The sequence below is a fragment of the Streptomyces sp. CB02923 genome, from assembly GCF_001905005.1.
Lineage (GTDB): Bacteria > Actinomycetota > Actinomycetes > Streptomycetales > Streptomycetaceae > Streptomyces.
Genome location: NZ_LWKZ01000001.1, coordinates 340,044 through 354,760, shown reverse-complemented (window position 1 = coordinate 354,760; position 14,717 = coordinate 340,044). Strand labels below are relative to the sequence as shown.

Annotated in this window: 18 protein-coding genes; 9 read left to right on the top strand and 9 right to left on the bottom strand. The window is 71.7% G+C overall.

What is annotated here, in order from left to right:
* Nucleotides 1-22: 22 nt before the first annotated feature.
* The 9 genes from A6A06_RS01515 to A6A06_RS01475 all read right to left on the bottom strand — a co-directional run bounded on the left by A6A06_RS01515 (nucleotide 23) and on the right by A6A06_RS01475 (nucleotide 8,618).
* Nucleotides 23-475: an XF1762 family protein gene (locus A6A06_RS01515; protein WP_073757990.1), complete on the bottom strand. Its 453-nt coding sequence runs from the start codon at nucleotides 473-475 to the stop codon at nucleotides 23-25.
* A gap of 55 nt (nucleotides 476-530) precedes the next feature.
* On the bottom strand, nucleotides 531-2,111 hold the full coding sequence (locus tag A6A06_RS01510) for a VirB4 family type IV secretion system protein (RefSeq protein ID WP_079193729.1): 1,581 nt from the start codon (nucleotides 2,109-2,111) through the stop codon (nucleotides 531-533).
* 22 nt (nucleotides 2,112-2,133) lie between these two features.
* Complete coding sequence (locus A6A06_RS01505) at nucleotides 2,134-2,586, bottom strand: DUF6238 family protein (RefSeq protein ID WP_073757988.1); 453 nt, start codon at nucleotides 2,584-2,586, stop codon at nucleotides 2,134-2,136.
* 55 nt (nucleotides 2,587-2,641) lie between these two features.
* Nucleotides 2,642-2,956 carry a hypothetical protein gene (locus A6A06_RS01500; RefSeq protein WP_073757986.1) on the bottom strand — a complete coding sequence of 105 codons (315 nt, stop codon included), beginning with the start codon at nucleotides 2,954-2,956 and terminating at the stop codon, nucleotides 2,642-2,644.
* Between the two features lie 258 nt (nucleotides 2,957-3,214).
* Nucleotides 3,215-4,687: an SCO6880 family protein gene (locus tag A6A06_RS01495; RefSeq protein ID WP_073759635.1), complete on the bottom strand. Its 1,473-nt coding sequence runs from the start codon at nucleotides 4,685-4,687 to the stop codon at nucleotides 3,215-3,217.
* A 71-nt stretch (nucleotides 4,688-4,758) separates the two neighbouring features.
* Nucleotides 4,759-6,126: an SCO6881 family protein gene (locus A6A06_RS01490; RefSeq protein WP_073757984.1), complete on the bottom strand. Its 1,368-nt coding sequence runs from the start codon at nucleotides 6,124-6,126 to the stop codon at nucleotides 4,759-4,761.
* A gap of 19 nt (nucleotides 6,127-6,145) precedes the next feature.
* Nucleotides 6,146-6,814: a hypothetical protein gene (locus A6A06_RS01485; RefSeq protein WP_073757982.1), complete on the bottom strand. Its 669-nt coding sequence runs from the start codon at nucleotides 6,812-6,814 to the stop codon at nucleotides 6,146-6,148.
* The gene (locus A6A06_RS01480; protein WP_073759633.1) at nucleotides 6,814-7,131 is read right to left on the bottom strand and encodes a DUF6112 family protein; all 318 of its coding nucleotides are present in this window, start codon (nucleotides 7,129-7,131) and stop codon (nucleotides 6,814-6,816) included. Before A6A06_RS01480 ends, A6A06_RS01485 begins: the two co-directional genes overlap by 1 nt.
* Nucleotides 7,132-7,496: 365 nt before the next feature.
* The gene (locus A6A06_RS01475; RefSeq protein ID WP_073757980.1) at nucleotides 7,497-8,618 is read right to left on the bottom strand and encodes a C40 family peptidase; all 1,122 of its coding nucleotides are present in this window, start codon (nucleotides 8,616-8,618) and stop codon (nucleotides 7,497-7,499) included.
* Nucleotides 8,619-9,108: 490 nt separating this feature from the next.
* Between A6A06_RS01475 and A6A06_RS01470 the strand changes: the two genes are divergently transcribed.
* The 9 genes from A6A06_RS01470 to A6A06_RS01430 all read left to right on the top strand — a co-directional run bounded on the left by A6A06_RS01470 (nucleotide 9,109) and on the right by A6A06_RS01430 (nucleotide 14,708).
* Entirely contained in the window at nucleotides 9,109-9,864 is a 756-nt protein-coding gene (locus A6A06_RS01470; RefSeq protein ID WP_073757978.1) for a DNA-methyltransferase, read from the top strand.
* A gap of 248 nt (nucleotides 9,865-10,112) precedes the next feature.
* On the top strand, nucleotides 10,113-10,670 hold the full coding sequence (locus A6A06_RS01465) for a DUF4913 domain-containing protein (protein ID WP_073759631.1): 558 nt from the start codon (nucleotides 10,113-10,115) through the stop codon (nucleotides 10,668-10,670).
* Complete coding sequence (locus A6A06_RS01460; protein ID WP_073757976.1) at nucleotides 10,667-11,152, top strand: hypothetical protein; 486 nt, start codon at nucleotides 10,667-10,669, stop codon at nucleotides 11,150-11,152. The genes A6A06_RS01465 and A6A06_RS01460 overlap by 4 nt, the downstream gene beginning before the upstream one ends.
* A gap of 18 nt (nucleotides 11,153-11,170) precedes the next feature.
* Entirely contained in the window at nucleotides 11,171-11,872 is a 702-nt protein-coding gene (locus A6A06_RS01455; RefSeq protein WP_073757974.1) for a hypothetical protein, read from the top strand.
* A gap of 16 nt (nucleotides 11,873-11,888) precedes the next feature.
* Nucleotides 11,889-12,641 (top strand): hypothetical protein, encoded by a 753-nt coding sequence (locus A6A06_RS01450; protein WP_443333713.1) that lies wholly within the window; start codon nucleotides 11,889-11,891, stop codon nucleotides 12,639-12,641.
* A gap of 310 nt (nucleotides 12,642-12,951) precedes the next feature.
* Complete coding sequence (locus tag A6A06_RS01445) at nucleotides 12,952-13,299, top strand: SH3 domain-containing protein (protein WP_073757970.1); 348 nt, start codon at nucleotides 12,952-12,954, stop codon at nucleotides 13,297-13,299.
* 71 nt (nucleotides 13,300-13,370) lie between these two features.
* On the top strand, nucleotides 13,371-13,838 hold the full coding sequence (locus A6A06_RS01440; RefSeq protein WP_199930629.1) for a hypothetical protein: 468 nt from the start codon (nucleotides 13,371-13,373) through the stop codon (nucleotides 13,836-13,838).
* A complete protein-coding gene (locus A6A06_RS01435) occupies nucleotides 13,835-14,278 on the top strand; it encodes a hypothetical protein (RefSeq protein ID WP_073757966.1) in 444 nt (147 codons plus the stop codon). Before A6A06_RS01440 ends, A6A06_RS01435 begins: the two co-directional genes overlap by 4 nt.
* A gap of 10 nt (nucleotides 14,279-14,288) precedes the next feature.
* Entirely contained in the window at nucleotides 14,289-14,708 is a 420-nt protein-coding gene (locus A6A06_RS01430; RefSeq protein WP_073757964.1) for a hypothetical protein, read from the top strand.
* Nucleotides 14,709-14,717: the final 9 nt, after the last annotated feature.

Genomic DNA, 14,717 nt, shown 5'->3' with positions numbered 1-14,717 from the left:
GGGTTCGCAGGGGGCCGTCGCGTCACCCCGCCGCCTCCCACAATGTGCGGGCGACGTACTCAGCGCTGTGCGAAACCCGTGGACGGGCCGGGGTGTGCCACCCGGGGCGGGGGCGTCGCTGCGCCACGATTCGCCAGTTGGCGCCCCGAAGGCTCGCGCCGCTCTCCCCGGCCTGGGTGTAGGTGATCAAGCGGGTGTAACCCAAAGCTTTCGCGGCCCGCCAGGCGGCGCCGTACAGCAGCGAGTTCGCATTTCGAGTGCCGTCGCTGCAGGTGCGGGTGACTTCGAGGGTGGCTTTGTCGTCCAGGGGGCGAGCGACAGGCCGGCCGACAATGGCGACGGCCCGGAGGATGCCGTCCTCGTCGGCGGCGCCCACGGCGAAAATCTGCCCGGTGGGTGGCGGGTGATGGCGGTGCCAGTCCCGAACGAACGCCGCGGCCTCGCGGGATCGGACCGGGACCAGGTGCAGGCTCATGTGCCATCACCGGGCCCACCTATGATCAGGAGACCCGCTACCCGGGGTGGCCTCTTCATCGGGCCACCACCTCTGAGTGCATCGGAATGACGGGCGCAGAAACCGGCAACTCGCGGATCTCGCAATGCATACGGGCATCTGTGTCGAACAGTGCCAATTCGTGCGGATGGAGATGGTGCTGCACGACGAAAGACCGGCCCGCCACCTTCCAGAGCCCTCTGCCGCGGTTGAGGTGGGAGACGGCGTCTGTCTCCACCGAGGTCAGTCCCAGCAGGGCTGCGGCGGGCGGGAGCTGGTCGGTTTCCTGGCGGTAGATGATGCGGGTGGAGCAGTCTGCGAGGAGTCCCTCGGCGAGGGCGCGTCCGCGGGATCCGGCATCGCCGGCGGTGAGCAGGTCGGAGAGCCGGTGGATCACCATGAGGTTGGCGATGCCCAGGCCGCGGCTCAGCTTCCACTGGGACTGCATGCGTTGCAGCAGGCCGGGGTGGCGCATCAGCCGCCATGCCTCGTCGTAGACGATCCACCGCCGGCCGCCGCGGGGGTCGGTGAGGGCGGATTCCATCCAGGCGGAGGCGCAGGTCATGGCGAGGACGAGGGCGGTGTCGTCGCCGGAGCCGCCGAGCCGGGAGAGGTCGATGGTGAGCATCGGGGAGCCGGGGTCGAAGCGCACGGTGGAGGGCGCGTCGAACATGCCGGCCAAGTCACCGTGGATGAGCCGCCGCATCGCGTGCGCGAGGTCGCGGGCCGCCTCGCCGAGGCGCCCGGACATCATCCCGGCGGCCTCGTCGAGCTGTTCGGTGTTGTTGAGGATGGCGGCGACGTGGCCGAGCAGCGGCGCCCGGCCGGAGTCGGCGGCGCGGGTGACGGCCGCGTCGAGGGCGACGTCCAGCGCGGTGTGCTCCATGGGCATCAGGTCCCGGCCGAGGACGGTGCGGGCCAGGGAGCCGAGCAGCAGCAGACGGCGCTTGCGGATCTCGCTGTCCCAGTCGGCCTCGGCGATGCTCTCGGGCCGGGGCGCGGCGTCCAGGGGGTTGAGGCGGCCGGGCAGTCCGGGGCCGAGGGCCACGGACATGCCGCCCAGCGCCTGGGCCACGGGAGTCCACTCGCCCTTGGGGTCGCACGGGACGTAGATGCGGTAGCCGAAGGCCACCGAACGCAGCGCGAAGGATTTTGCGAGCGCGGACTTGCCCTGCCCGATCACCCCGGCCAGCAGGATGTTCGGGTTGGTGAAGCCCTCGATCTTGCCGTACAGGGCGAAGGGGTCGAAGACGAACGAGGCTTCGGCGTGGACGTCACGGCCGATGTAGATGCCCTCGGCGCCGAGGCCGCCTTCGGCCAGGAAGGGGTAGGCGCCGGCCGCGACGGCGGTCGTCATGCGGTGGGCGGGGAGCTTGAGGCGGTTGCCGCGGGCGGAGCCGCGCCCGGGGCGTCCGCCGGGCGGATACACAGGCGCGGACGCCTCGTGTTCGACGGGAGCGGTGCCCGCCGGGTGGGCGGTTGCTTCGGCGCGGGCTTTGGCCGAGGCTTCGGCGAGCTGGCGGCGGGCGGCCTTGCGGCTGGCCCGGTCGGTGCCGTGCGGGGTGAACAGGGGGGATGCGGAGGCGCGGCGTGCGCGGCGGGCGGGCCGGTGGCTCATCGGGGCCCTCGTTTCGTGGTCCTCAGCGCACGCATGCGGTGGTGTGCGGTGCACCGTTCAGGTCGGTGGGGGTGGTCTTGCGGCGGACGCTGTGCCCGGCGGCGAGGTGGCGCTGGCAGATGGTGAGGAGTGGCGGTCCTTCCGGGAGCCGCTCGGGGCGGCACTCGGCGGAGTCCGTGGCCGAGGAGGGCAGCAGATGGAAGGCCGAGTGGGCCTCGGCGGTTGCCTGCCACAGCCGGGTGTGCGCGGCGGCCAGGTGCCGTCCGGCGCCGGGATGCGCCGGACGGGCTGCCTCGGCAAGCTGGTCGAGGAGCCGGTGGAGCGCGGTGAGATGCGCGTGGAGGACGTCGAGGTGGCGGCGGTCCACCGGCCGCGGCGGCACGGTCCGGTCCAGAGCACGAGCGTGGTGGCGGATGCCGGCGGTAGCGGCGCGGAGATAGGGGTGCGCGTCGCCGGTGGTGTTCGAAGAGGTCAAGAGGGTCCTTGCTGCCGTGGGGCGGCCGGTGCGCTGGTGGCACTGGGGCGCCGTGTCAGCGGGAGCGGCGCGGTGCGGGAGCGGCTGTCGGAGCGGGGAGGCGGCCCGGGGCAGCGGGCTCGGCCAGGGCGCGGGCCTGCTCGTCACGCAGATCTATGTACGTGCCCGGGGCGCTGGTGCCGGGGTGGCATTCGTCGGCCACCAGCTCCGCGTCGCCGGGGCAGGCGTCGGGGGTGCGGATGTCGCGCAGCCACTGGTGGTAGGTGGGCAGGCGCGTCAGTGTGCGGTAGGCGGTGTCGCGGTCGGTGGCGTTGACGACGAACAGCCAGGGGCGTGCGCCTTCGGCGTGGCCGGGACCGGTCAGCGCCACGGTGAAGGCCCGGCGGGCCGGAACGGCGACGAGCTGTTCCAGCCGGTGGATGACGCTGTCGAGCCGGTCGCTGGCCTCGATGGCGGTGTTCTCGCGTTCCTCTTCGTACGCGGCGCGCTGGGCCTCGATGACCTCGCCTTGGGCGTCGCGGTAGGCGTCAAGGCGCTGTTGGTGGCGCAGCTGCAGTTCTTTGAGGTCGGCCAGCAGCTCGTTCAGGTCGTCGGTCGGGTGCGGGGAGGGGGGCAGGTCGGCCTCCGGTCACAGGGTGGTTCGGGCGAGGGGCAGCGCGGCGACGGCGAAGGCGTCGGGCTGCTGGTAGTTCAGGCGGCGCAGATCGACGCCGGCGGTGACGGCGGCGGTCTCGATCTGCGCGCAGGCGGCGTCCAGGAGGGCGTCGGTTTCGGCGGTGACGGTGACCAGGCCGGTCAGGGCGACGTCGGCGTGCCCGGCGATGAGCTGCCGCTCGCGCTGCTTGACGTCGGCGTACTCGACGGAGTCCGCTTCGTTGTCGACCTGGCCGCGCCGGGCGCGTTCGCTGGCGTCCGCGACGATCTGTGCCTTCTTTCGCTGGACGTCGCGCAGCGCGGACTCCAGCGCCTGTGGTACGTAGATGAGGGAAAGGCTGCGGCGGACCCCGGCTGTGAACATCAGCCCGTGCAGGAACCCGGCGCCCATCTCGGTCCGCGGCCAGTTCTCCACCCAGTAGGTCGCGTGCCGCGCGCTGTCGGTGGCGAGGCGGTCGTACTCTTCAACCTGGACGACGGGCCCGGCGGCGGCCGGGTCGGCTTCCGCCCGCCCGGTCTCGGACCACTGCTGCAGTGCGGAGAGGGCTTTGGGGTCGTAGGCGGTACGGATGACGGCGGCGACCTCCCGGGCGCTGAGCCACCCGGTGACCGTCAGCCCGGCGTTGCGGGCGGCCTGGGCGACGCTGGCCGTGGTCTGCTGCATGACGGTGAACGCTCCGGGCAGTCCCCCGCCCGCCTGCGCTATCAGGCGCCGGGCGGCTTTGAGGTCCAGGGAGATCGCGAGGTACGTCTCGTGGGGGGCCGCGGCGGGTCCGGCGGCGGCGACCAGTTCGGAGTAGACCTGCCCGGCGACCGGTGTTTCCGGCCGGCCGTGCTGGGACCAGTGCCGGGCGAGGGTGTCGCCGGAGTCGGGCACGGTGCGCTCCAGGACCTGCACGGTGGCCACCTGTCCGGTGCGGGCGAGGCCGGCGAGCGCCCGGCCCCAGCCGTTGACGTTGTGGTTCTGGGTGGCCGCATCGAGCAGGACGAAGGCCCGGGAGGAGACGCGGGCGATGGCGGTGAGCGTCTGCTGGTGCGGGTCGTGGACGGCCGCGGCGTCCGTGGCGGAGTCGCCGGGGGTGACCACCTTGAGGGAGGCGGCGGTGCCGGGCAGGTGCAGGACGCCGTCCTGGCGGGGGCGGGTGACGGGCCGGGCGAGCCACAGGGTCTGCCCGGTGCGGCGGCGGTGTGCGTAGCGGGCGACGACCGGTGCCCAGTCGATCAGGGACCGGCCGTGCCGGCGGACCGCTACCAGGGCGGCGACCGCGGCCCACAGCGGGGCCAGGGCGAGGGCGCCGAGCAGCCCGGTGGAGACGACCGTCAGCAGCAGCAGTGCCAGGGCCGCGGAGACGAGGACGAGTTGAGGAAGGGTGAGCCCCAGGAGGATGCCGCGGCGGCTCCGGTGCGGGAATTTCACCGTGGCGGGGGCGATGGCTGGAGCGGACAAGAGGTGGTCCTGGAGGCGGGGGCCGGGGGCGGGAGGTGAGGAGCTCCCGCCCCCGGGGAGCGGGCAGGTGGTCAGAGGCCGGCCGGGGGAGGCGGAGGCGAGGCGGGCCCGTTCGTTCCGGAGCCCTGCGTGCCGGTGGACGGCGGGGCGCCCTGCGGCGGCGGGGACGTGGTCGGCGGGCCGGACTGCCATCCGCCGGCCTGGCCTTGTGCGGCGCCCTGTCCGGAACCACCCGGTCCCGGGCTGCCGCCCGCCTGGCCGCTGGTGTCGTCCCTGACGCTGGTCGGCGGCGGCTGGACGGCCTTGTCCAGGCTGGTCTTGGCCGCGTCACCACCGGGCGAGAGGCCGGAGGCTGCGCTCTGCGAACTGTTCTGGCCTCCGGAGGAGGCGGGGGCAACGTCCCCGGGGAAGCCTCCGTCCGGGCCCTGCGGAGCGGCGCCCGCTCCCGCACCGGCTCCGGCGGCCGCACCGCCCGTCCCGGCGCTCGCCGCGGCGGAGGCGGCCTTCTTGCCGGCGCGCCCGGTGTGCTGCTTGGCGAGCTGGGCACCGGCTCCGCCGGCGCGGTGCAGCGTCTCCCCGTCGCTGCTCTCGGCGGCCCAGTGGACGAACTTAAACGTCATGTACGGGCACAGCAGGATCAAGGCCATGATCACGATGCCGGCGAGGACGTCGGCGAGTGCGGCCAGGCCGTCCTTGGCTTCGGTCTTGCCCATCGCGGAGATGCCGAGCACGAAGATGATCGTCATCAGGAGTTTGCTGACGACCAGGGTGGCGGTGGCTTCGATCCAGCCCTTGCGCCAGCGGCGGGCGGCCTCCCAGCCGCCTCCGGCCCCGGCGAAGACCGCCAGGGTGACCATGACCAGAATGCCCACCTTCCTGACCATCATGACGCACCAGTACAGGATGGCGCCGATGGCGACGCCGAGCCCGGCGAAGACCATCACGAGCCACCCGAGGCCCGACAGGGAGGTGAGCTGGCCGACCTTGACGATGCGGCGCACCGCGGACTCGATGTTCAGGTTTGCGGCTTTGAGCAGCCCGGCGGACAGGGCGTCGACCACTTCGATGGCGACGGTGGTCAGGGCGACGGCGGCGAAGGCGAAGATCACGCCGGAGACGGTGCCGGTGAGCGCCTGGCCCAGGGCCTGTCCGTCGCGCCGGACCGCGGCGCGGATGAGCTGGGCGCAGAACGTGGCGACCAGCAGCACGAGGCCGATGGGCAGGATCGTCTCGTAGTTGTCGCGGAACCAGCTCGCGTTGAGGTCGACGCGGGTGGTGCTGTCGACGGCCTTGGCCGCCAGGTCCGCGGCGGCAGCGGCGAGTTCACCCGCGGACTTCGCGAGCCAGTCGCCGATGGCCTTGCCCGGGTCGGAGGCGAAGTCCACGGCCTCGCCGACGGCGCAGACCTTGTCCGCGAGGGGGAGGTCACAAAACCCCATGGGAACTCACTCCTTTCGGTCAGGGCGCGACGCGCGGGGCGATGGCGACCAGCGAGCAGTCGTTGGACGGGCGGCACTGCACGGCCAGGGTGATAGAGCGGTCTTCGGCTCCGCCGCCGCCCTTGGCCCAGGTGATGGTCTGCTTGCCGGTGACGGTGACGGCGTAGATATACGCCTTGGCGATCTCCGAGGGGTTCTCCGCCAGGGCCTGTTTGAAGGCGGCCGGGTAGTGGGCCTCGGCGACGGTGGCGCCGGCGTGCTGCTGCTGGTCGGCCATCCGCGACCACAGGAGCGGGTCGGGCAGCTGCGCGGAGACCGAGGCCCAGTCGTTGTACTGGCCCTCCTTCGTCATCCACGCCTGCATGCCGGCGGACTGCTGGCCGTGGCTGGTGGTGCGGGTGTCGTATGTCCAGAGCATCTCGGCGGCGGCCTTGGCGAACTGGACCGGATCGGAGATCCGCGGCGGGCGGGCCACCGGTCCGCTCCCGCTGTCCGGGCCCTTCGCGGGGGGAGGCGAACTCTGCGTCGGCGACGGCGTACTGGAGGGGGCGCTGCGCTCCTCGCCCCGGCCGGTGAACAAGGCGGTCGCGGCAGCGACGGCCAGCAGGCACGCCAGACCGATCGCCACCAGGGCGATGCGGCGGTTGGGCGGCAGGCTGGCGCCGTATCGGAAGAATCGATTCTGCATCAGTGGACCTGCGCGCCCAGGGCCGAGAAGAAGGCCACGGCGCCGTTGGCGGCGCCGAGGCCGAGGGCGGCACCGGCGGCAACGGTGGCGCCTTTCTTGCCGGTGGCTTCGGCCTGGTGGCCACCGGTGTGGTGGCCCCAGGCCCAGACCGCGAGGCTGACGGCCAGGGCGCCGACGGCGGCGATGATGCCGAACAGATTGATCGAGTTGACGATGTTCTTCAGGACGGCCAGGCCGGGCAGGCCGCCGCCCTTGGGGGAGATGCCCGGGTCGTAGGCGAGCTGGATGACGTGGTCGGCGAGTGGTGACACGGGGATGGCGGGCTCCTTGCGTGCCCGGGGCAACAGGGCCCGGCGCACGGGAAGGTCAGAAGGGCGGGAGGGGCGCGCGAGCGGCGCGAAAGGGGTGGAGGTTCCGGCTGGATTCGCCGTTCGGCGCGGCGTTGGCCAGCGGCCTTGGGTGAGCGTCCGGGCACCTTGTCGGCGGAGACGTCCAGCCGATCCGTCGCTTCCTGCGCACCGCCCCTGGCCGAGAGCAATGGCCGGACAAACCGTCCGGTCAGGCTGCGTTGGCACGAAAGAGGGACAACCGGCCGGAAGGTGGTGCGCCGGCCTCCGGCCAGGGTTAACCTGCCGAAGAAGACGGGGCAGCCTGGATCAGAATCTGTAAGAGGAGGTCCGGCTCAGAGGACGCGGCGGGCGGCGAGGACGTCCATGGTCTTGATCGGCACGATCCGGACGGGCTTGCCGGTGCGCGGGGCTTCGATGACCAGGCCGTCGCCGAGGTGCATCGCGACGTGCTCGGGGGCAGCGGCGCTGCCGTGGCTGAAGACCAGGTCACCCGGCTTGAGCGCCGTCGTGGATACGGCTTTGCCGTTGCGGACCTGGTCCTGGGTCACACGGTCGAGAGTGACACCGACGTGCTGGTACGCCTGCTGCATCAGCGAGCTGCAGTCGCAGCGGCCCATCGGGTCCGGGCCCCGGGGGGCGGTGCAATGGCCGCCCCACTGGTACATCGTCCCGAGTTGCTGCATCGCCCAGACGATCGCCTTGCGGGCCCGCGGGTCGGTGCCCTTCGGAATCGTGTAGCCCTTCGGGACCTTTCCCTCGGGGATGTTCCCGAACGACGAGCCGTCGCTCGCGCTGCCGCAGCCGGACGCCGTGGGCGGCGGCTTGGCATCGGAGCCTGCGCCGTCCTTGCCGCCGCCGGGGAAGGTCGTGGCGATGGCCTTCTGCAGCGCGGTGGTCAGCTGCTCCCACTGGGCATAGGCGTGCGGGTAGCCGGACTTCTGCACCGCCTGCGCAGCCTGCGGGACGGTCATCTGCTGCCAGCCTTTGACCTTGAGCAGCGCCTTGTAGAAGCGCTCGCTCGCGTACACGGGGTCGCGGATCTGCTCGGGGGTACCCCAGTCCTGGCTGGGCCGCTGCTGGAACAGTCCGATCGAGTCGCGGTCGCCGCTGGCGAGGTTGCGCAGCCGGCTCTCCTGCATCGCGGTGGCCAGCGCGACGATCTGGCCGCGCCGGGGCACCTTGAGGCTGATGCCGGTGGCGACGATGGTCTGGGCGTTCGGGACCTGCTCACCGGGCAGGTCCAGGCCCTTGATCCGGATGTCGGAGGCGTTGGCGCCGTCCAGGATCTTGGTCACCTGCTCGGTGACCTTGCCGGTGTCCAGGCTCGGAAGGCACGGACTGGTGGCGCTGGTGTTGGTGGCGGCTTGACTGGAGCCGGCCATCACCATGGCCGCGCCGCCGAGGAGAAACGGGCAGAGGACGACGACGCCGAGGCCGGCGGCGAGCGCCTTCAACCCGGGGTGCCCACCGGCCGGTCACGGCTTTCGGGCAGGGGTGGGTAACGAGAGGTCATGCAGGTGTCCTTGAAGTGCGGTGTCCGGCGCGCCGTGTGCGCGTGGCGTGGTGGTGGGGCACGGCGGCCGGGATGGGTGAGCGAGGGTGTTGGTCGGCGTGGGCGGGTTGCCGCTCGCTTGCAGGTGTGCCGGGGCAGGGGAGCCCCGCGAGGCAGGGGGTGGGGTAGCCAGCGGCGGTGTGCGCCGGGCGGTTCAAAAACAGTAGGACCGGATCGGCGGTTGACCAAAAAGTCGGCGTGAGGTGCCGGAATCCGGCACCTCGGCAATGGACTTTTTGGTCGTCGGCGGACTCGGCCCTACAGTTTTGGAACTCCCCTCGCCTCCTCGGTCTGCGGCCCCGGGCTTCTGTATGCCCCATTCCGGCCCGCGGGGTTCCACATGCGAGACGAGTAGTTCCTCTGTGCCTCCACACCCGAATTGGGGTTCCTCTTTGCCTTTTTCCCTGCACCAGGGCGATGCCCTCAGCGTTCTCGCCGGCCTCCCGGACGGCTGCACCGACTCCGTGATCACCGACCCGCCGTACAACTCGGGCGGGAGGACCGCGAAGGAGCGCACCAGCCGCTCGGCGAAGCAGAAGTACACCTCCGCCGACGCCCAGCACGCCCTTGGTGACTTCACCGGCGAGAACATGGACCAGCGAAGTTATGCGTTCTGGCTGACGCAGATCATGACCGAAGCCCACCGGCTCACCCGCCCCGGTGGTACCGCGCTGCTGTTCACCGACTGGCGTCAGCTTCCCGTCACCACGGACGCGATCCAGGCGGCCGGCTGGCTGTGGCGAGGGGTGCTGGCGTGGAACAAGCCGCAGGTCCGGCCGCAAAAGGGCAGGTTCAAGCAGTCGTGCGAATTTATCGTCTGGGCCAGCAAGGGGTCGATCGACGGGGCACGCAATCCGGTCTACCTGCCGGGCCTCTACACGGCGTCGCAGCCCAGCGGCAAGGCCCGCCAGCACATCACGCAAAAGCCCGTCGAGGTGATGCGAGAGCTGGTCAAGATCAGCCCCGAAGGCGGCACGGTGCTCGACTTCTGCGCCGGCTCGGGCTCCACGGGGGTGGCTGCCCTGCTCGAAGGCAGGGACTTCATCGGTGTGGAGAAGACCGAGCACTACGCGTCTATTGCGGCCGACCGCCTCACGGAGACGGTGCGCGAAACCCTCACCCAGGACGACGTGGGCTTGAGCGCCTGATGCCCTAACTGCACTGCCTGCCGCGGCCTTCGATACCGCCTCAGTCTCCAGGAAAGCACCTGGCGGCGAATATGTCGTGGCGGACGGGAGGGCTGTCCGGCACCGCTTCTGCTTCCCCATTTCCATGCCTTCTAGGAGGCCATCCGTTTATGTCTGAACCCGTAGACCCCCCGGCTGATGGAGAGTTGGATCCGGTCAGGATCCCGGACCCCCAGCTGGAGGGGATAGAGGCCAGCGTCCGGCGGCTGATGGACCAGTCGGCGCAGCAGGCGCAGCAGCTGGACCACCTGGCCTCCGCACCGGCCCCCGGCGCATCGCCGTTCGCGGCGTTCGGCATGCCGGGGCCCGGCGGACCGCCTCCGGCAGCGCCGCCCGAGCCGCGCCCGATCCTGGAACTGAACGGTGAGGAGCGCGAGGACGAACTCGACGCCCTCTCGGACTGGGTCGACGACTTCCTTCTGCCGGTCTACGGGGCGGAGGTCACCACGGCGGCGCCCTGGTGCCTGCAGTGGCAGGAGCACGACGACGTCGTGGCGTGGCTGCACGCCCTGTGGCTGGCCTACCAGCAGCACAAGGACCCCGAGGCGGGCCTGTCCGGCCTGTTCGTGTGGCACCGGGACTTCCTCACACACGCCATCGCGGCGATCCGCTCGCCCGGCGGGCCGCTGTCGGCCTGTATGACGTCCCCGGAGCGGCCTGCCCACCGCATCCTGCCCGGCCCGCCGCCCTCCGCCCGCGCGGAGAAGACGACGGCGAGCCAGGCGGAGCCTTCCGGGAGCGGTAAGCCGTACGAGCAGGCGGCATGAACGGGGGGCAGCAGCGGGCGGCCTTCGGCCTGAGTTTCGACCCCCGCGCGCTGACTGATCTCCTCCAGGCTCCCGGCGATGTCCGCGATCTCACCCTCGCTTACCTGCAGGAAGTGGTGAACGCCGAGCGCTTCGGGCTGCGGCTGACCGGCGACCTGGAGGGCTACCGCAAGCTGTTCGTGGATTCCCGCAAGGACTGGCGCGTCGTCTACGGCGTGCGTCCGGCACCGGAGACGTCCGTGCACCGGCGGGAGATCCATGTCGTCGCGATCCGGCCGCGGGCCGGCAACGACGTCTACGACGAGGTCGGACGCCGCCTGGGAATGAACCGCCGGCCGCTCAGCGCCCGCACCCACGCGGCCCGCTCCCGCTCCCCACAGCTCACGACCCGCGATGCGGCGCCGAGGCCGGGACCGCTGCCCTCCGCCATGCCGGGCCTCCTGCGACCCGCGCAGAACCCCGCGCACCACCGCTCCCGCTGAGCACCTGGAGCCTTGCCCATGTCCCCTGATCCCGCCCCGGCAGCGGCCCGTCGTGCCGCTTCCCCGCTCGACCACCGCATCGAGGCCGCCCTCGGCCACGACATCGACACCCTGCGGGCCCACCGGGACCGCGGCGTCCTCGACGAGCCGTATGCCCGACTGGCCGACCAGCACCGCCAGCTGGCCCAGGCCGAGACCGGGGTGACCTTCTACAGAACCCTCCTCCACCGCCTGACCAGCGGCGCATTCCCGGTCGACGGCGCCCTGTTCGGGCGCATCGGCCGCACCGTGGGCCAGCTGAAGGAAGCCGCCGACGTCCGCGACGCCGCCGCCCAGCAGGTGATCGCGGCCCTGGAGCCGATCGAGACCGCCACCGCCACGCCACCAGCAGCCGGGAAAGAACCGCTTTCGGCCGCCGACCAGGCGGCGCTGCTCGCCATCGCCGGCGGAGCCAAGCTCTACGAGCACCTCCTGACCGGCCGGATGTCGGTGACGGCTGCCTCCGGCACCCGCATCCCGCACGCCGAGCTGCAGCGGCTGGAAAGCGCCGGCCTGGTCTCCCGGGACACCAGCCACCCCGTCCACGCCGGCCAGCCGGTCGCCCTGACCGAGGCCGGACGCGCCGCGCTGACCACCGTGCACCGGACGACCGCGAACCAGGCGCCAAAGACGACGGCCCGGCCCGGGGCATGGCCCTCCACCCCAGCGCGCCGACGCTGACCTCGATCGAAAGGCCCTGTTGCCCTCTCCCGAATCGACGCCCTCGCCCGACCAGCACCCGCCCGAACTCGACCTCCGGCTGGACGGCTTTGATGCCGACGAGCAGACCGCCGAGGCATTCTGGCTCCAGATCGAGATACAAGCCGACATGCTCGTTCCGTTCGCCGAGCACCACACCGCCGACGGCGTGCACAGCTTCTACGTCCTGTTCGACCGCTCAGCCACCTTCGACCACCCAGGTGTTCCCCAGTACGTGGCCCTCCACCTGAAACGGGACCACGAAAAGCAGTCGTTCGACTATGAGCGTGCTGAGCTGCCACTGCCTGCGATGGCACAGTCCTGGCTCATCCACCGCGGCTGCCCTCCCGACGCCATCAGCCTCGATCCCGAGCTGGGCCATGCGCCGGCGGACGAGCCGACGCGGGCACTGGAACGGCGCCTCGCGGGCGACGGAGACCACTTCGCGATGGGCTACTCCTACACCCGCGACGGCCCGAACGACTGGGTCACCGTGGTGGCCCTGCGCGCCCTCGACGAACGAGCCCCCGCTCCGTTCCGCGTCGTGGCCGAGGAGGTCGACACCGAAGCGTGGACCCACACCCTGCGCGAAGGCGGCTTCGCCACGGTCCAAGAAGCCCTGCAGTGGTGCCGCGACCGGCTCGCAGGAACGGCCGGCCCTCTTCCGCCCGTCCGGCCTGCCGCGTCGTCCACCCGCCCGGCCAGTACGCCGAAGACGCCTGCTCCGCGCCCGCCGGGCCGATCGCGCTGAGCAACACCGCAGTCGGGCGCCGCGAAACATAGCCGACGATCGCCGGTTGGCCAAACCGGCGATTCTCCGGACTCTTATATGGCCGCCGGGACGACAACCCAGGCTGCTCCTCCAGACGTTCCCCCTTTCCTCAAGGAGGTCTCTTTCGCATGCGCTCAGCCCGGTCGCAACATTCACCGCGAAGCGCGGCGCGCTTACGGGCTCGGTCTTCGCAACTGCGTCTGCCGGGATGCCTCCACGCGCCGTGACTGAGCCAACGCTCGCCTCAAAACCTTCACGCCGCTTCACTTCACCTGTTAGGAACACTTCCTTGCGAATTCCCCGCATTGCCGCCGCCGCTGCCGTGACCGCAGCCCTCGCGCTGCCCGTCGTCACCGCTGCGACGGCCAACGCCGCGGCCCCGGCCGCTGTCTCCGCCTCCGACCCGTGCAACAAGACCGGGCCGTACGAGATCCACGACGCCAGCGCCGTCACCATCCGCTCGAAGGCGACGGCGAAGTCCACGGCGCTCGGCACGCTTTACAAGAGCCACGCTTTCACCGTCCACCAGACGACCAAGACCGGCTCATGGGTCTACCTCACGGACAAGAAGACCGGCGTCACGGGCTGGGTTTCCGGCACCTACGTCTACCCGGACGTCTACACCTGCCTCCACTAACAGGGAATGCCCGGCCCTTCGCGACTGCCGGCGAAGCCTCACAGGACGTCTGCAAACGAAAGGAATTCGCTGTGCTTGATGATGCTGACGACGTCATGGGCGTCATCACCGGGCAGATCGAGACCCGCTTCGATATGAGTTTCGCCGAACTGCAGGAAGCCGTCACGGCGGCTCCGCAGGCCAACCGTGAGGCCACCGAGATCGTGCACTGGCACGGCATGCTCGCCGAGTCCCAGCACATACTGGAAAGGGCCGAGGACCAACTCGTCGCCGAACTCGAATCGCAGCCGGACGAACTCGACGATCAGGCCATGGAACGGGCGCACCGAGTCAATGCGGCCGTGACCGCGCGGGACGGGCGGGCCATGGTCGTGCGGTGGCTCCTCGACCCGGCAGCCGTCGGGAAGCAGGGCCTGGCCGCCGAGCGGCTGGCCCGCCTCAGCCGCGGGGCGCGCCAGGGCCCGGCCGTGCAGACCAGCGCACCCGCCCGGACGGCGCCTGCCCCGGGCCCGGGAGCCGCGCGAGGCGTCCGCCGGTGAGCGTCCGGCTCAAGCCCAGCACCCTGGACGGCCGGCTGCAGGAGTCCTTCGCCGCCCCGGCCGCCGAGCTGTACGCGAGGGCAACGGGTCCGGACGCCTCCGCCGCGTTGATCCGCGCCGTGGAACTGCGTTCGTTCCTCGCCCTGGCCGAGGAGCAGATCCTCCGCGTGCGGGATCGCGTGCACGACGCCATGGCGGCCGGGCGCGACATGGATGACCTGTCCGCCGATGCGCTGCGCATGGACGCGCAGTGGCTGCAGGCCGCGCTCGATGCCCGCGACGGCTATCGGGGCGCGCTCGATGGCCTGTTGCGCACCATGCCGCCTCCCGGCCGGCAGCCTCGCCCCGCCCCTACGGCGCAGCCGGCGGTCACCGCCCCGCTGCCTCCGGCCGCCCCGGCACCGCAGCGTGCCGGGGCGGCCCGGGCCCGCCGACCGTGAAAGCCCCCGATTGCCGCACCCCACCTCCACCGAGATAGCCGCCCGGATCCAGGACCTGTACGGCGCGCCGCTGGCCGAACTCCAAGCCCACGCCCAGAGCCGGCCGCCCGGCATGCTCTCCGCCCTGCTCGCCATGCACCACGACCTCGCGTACGCCGAGCAGAGGATCGCCTTCCACCGCGACCGCCTCACCCAACTTGTCCACCCCGAGCGGCAGATCAGCGCACACGAGGCATCGCATGTCCTGGACTGCGCCCGTCAGCTCGCCGAAGCGGTCACCGTCCGTGACGTCCAGGCCAAGGCGGTTCCCGCCGTCCTCCAGAGCCTCGGCCGCGTCGCCGCGCCCGCGCCGTCCCCCGCCCCCGCGCCGACCGTACCTGCCGTGCCTGCTGCTCCGGCCCCGGCGGCGAGCACTGCCCGCAGCCGCTGACCTCCGCGG

Excerpts from the sequence above, each read along its gene's own strand:
- A6A06_RS01515 (WP_073757990.1), bottom strand. The coding sequence starts at position 475 with ATGAGCCTGCACCTGGTCCCGGTCCGATCCCGCGAGGCCGCGGCGTTC.
- A6A06_RS01510 (WP_079193729.1), bottom strand. The coding sequence starts at position 2,111 with ATGAGCCACCGGCCCGCCCGCCGCGCACGCCGCGCCTCCGCATCCCCC.
- A6A06_RS01490 (WP_073757984.1), bottom strand. The coding sequence starts at position 6,126 with ATGGGGTTTTGTGACCTCCCCCTCGCGGACAAGGTCTGCGCCGTCGGC.
- A6A06_RS01485 (WP_073757982.1), bottom strand. The coding sequence starts at position 6,814 with ATGCAGAATCGATTCTTCCGATACGGCGCCAGCCTGCCGCCCAACCGC.
- A6A06_RS01465 (WP_073759631.1), top strand. The coding sequence starts at position 10,113 with ATGGACCAGTCGGCGCAGCAGGCGCAGCAGCTGGACCACCTGGCCTCC.
- A6A06_RS01460 (WP_073757976.1), top strand. The coding sequence starts at position 10,667 with ATGAACGGGGGGCAGCAGCGGGCGGCCTTCGGCCTGAGTTTCGACCCC.
- A6A06_RS01455 (WP_073757974.1), top strand. The coding sequence starts at position 11,171 with ATGTCCCCTGATCCCGCCCCGGCAGCGGCCCGTCGTGCCGCTTCCCCG.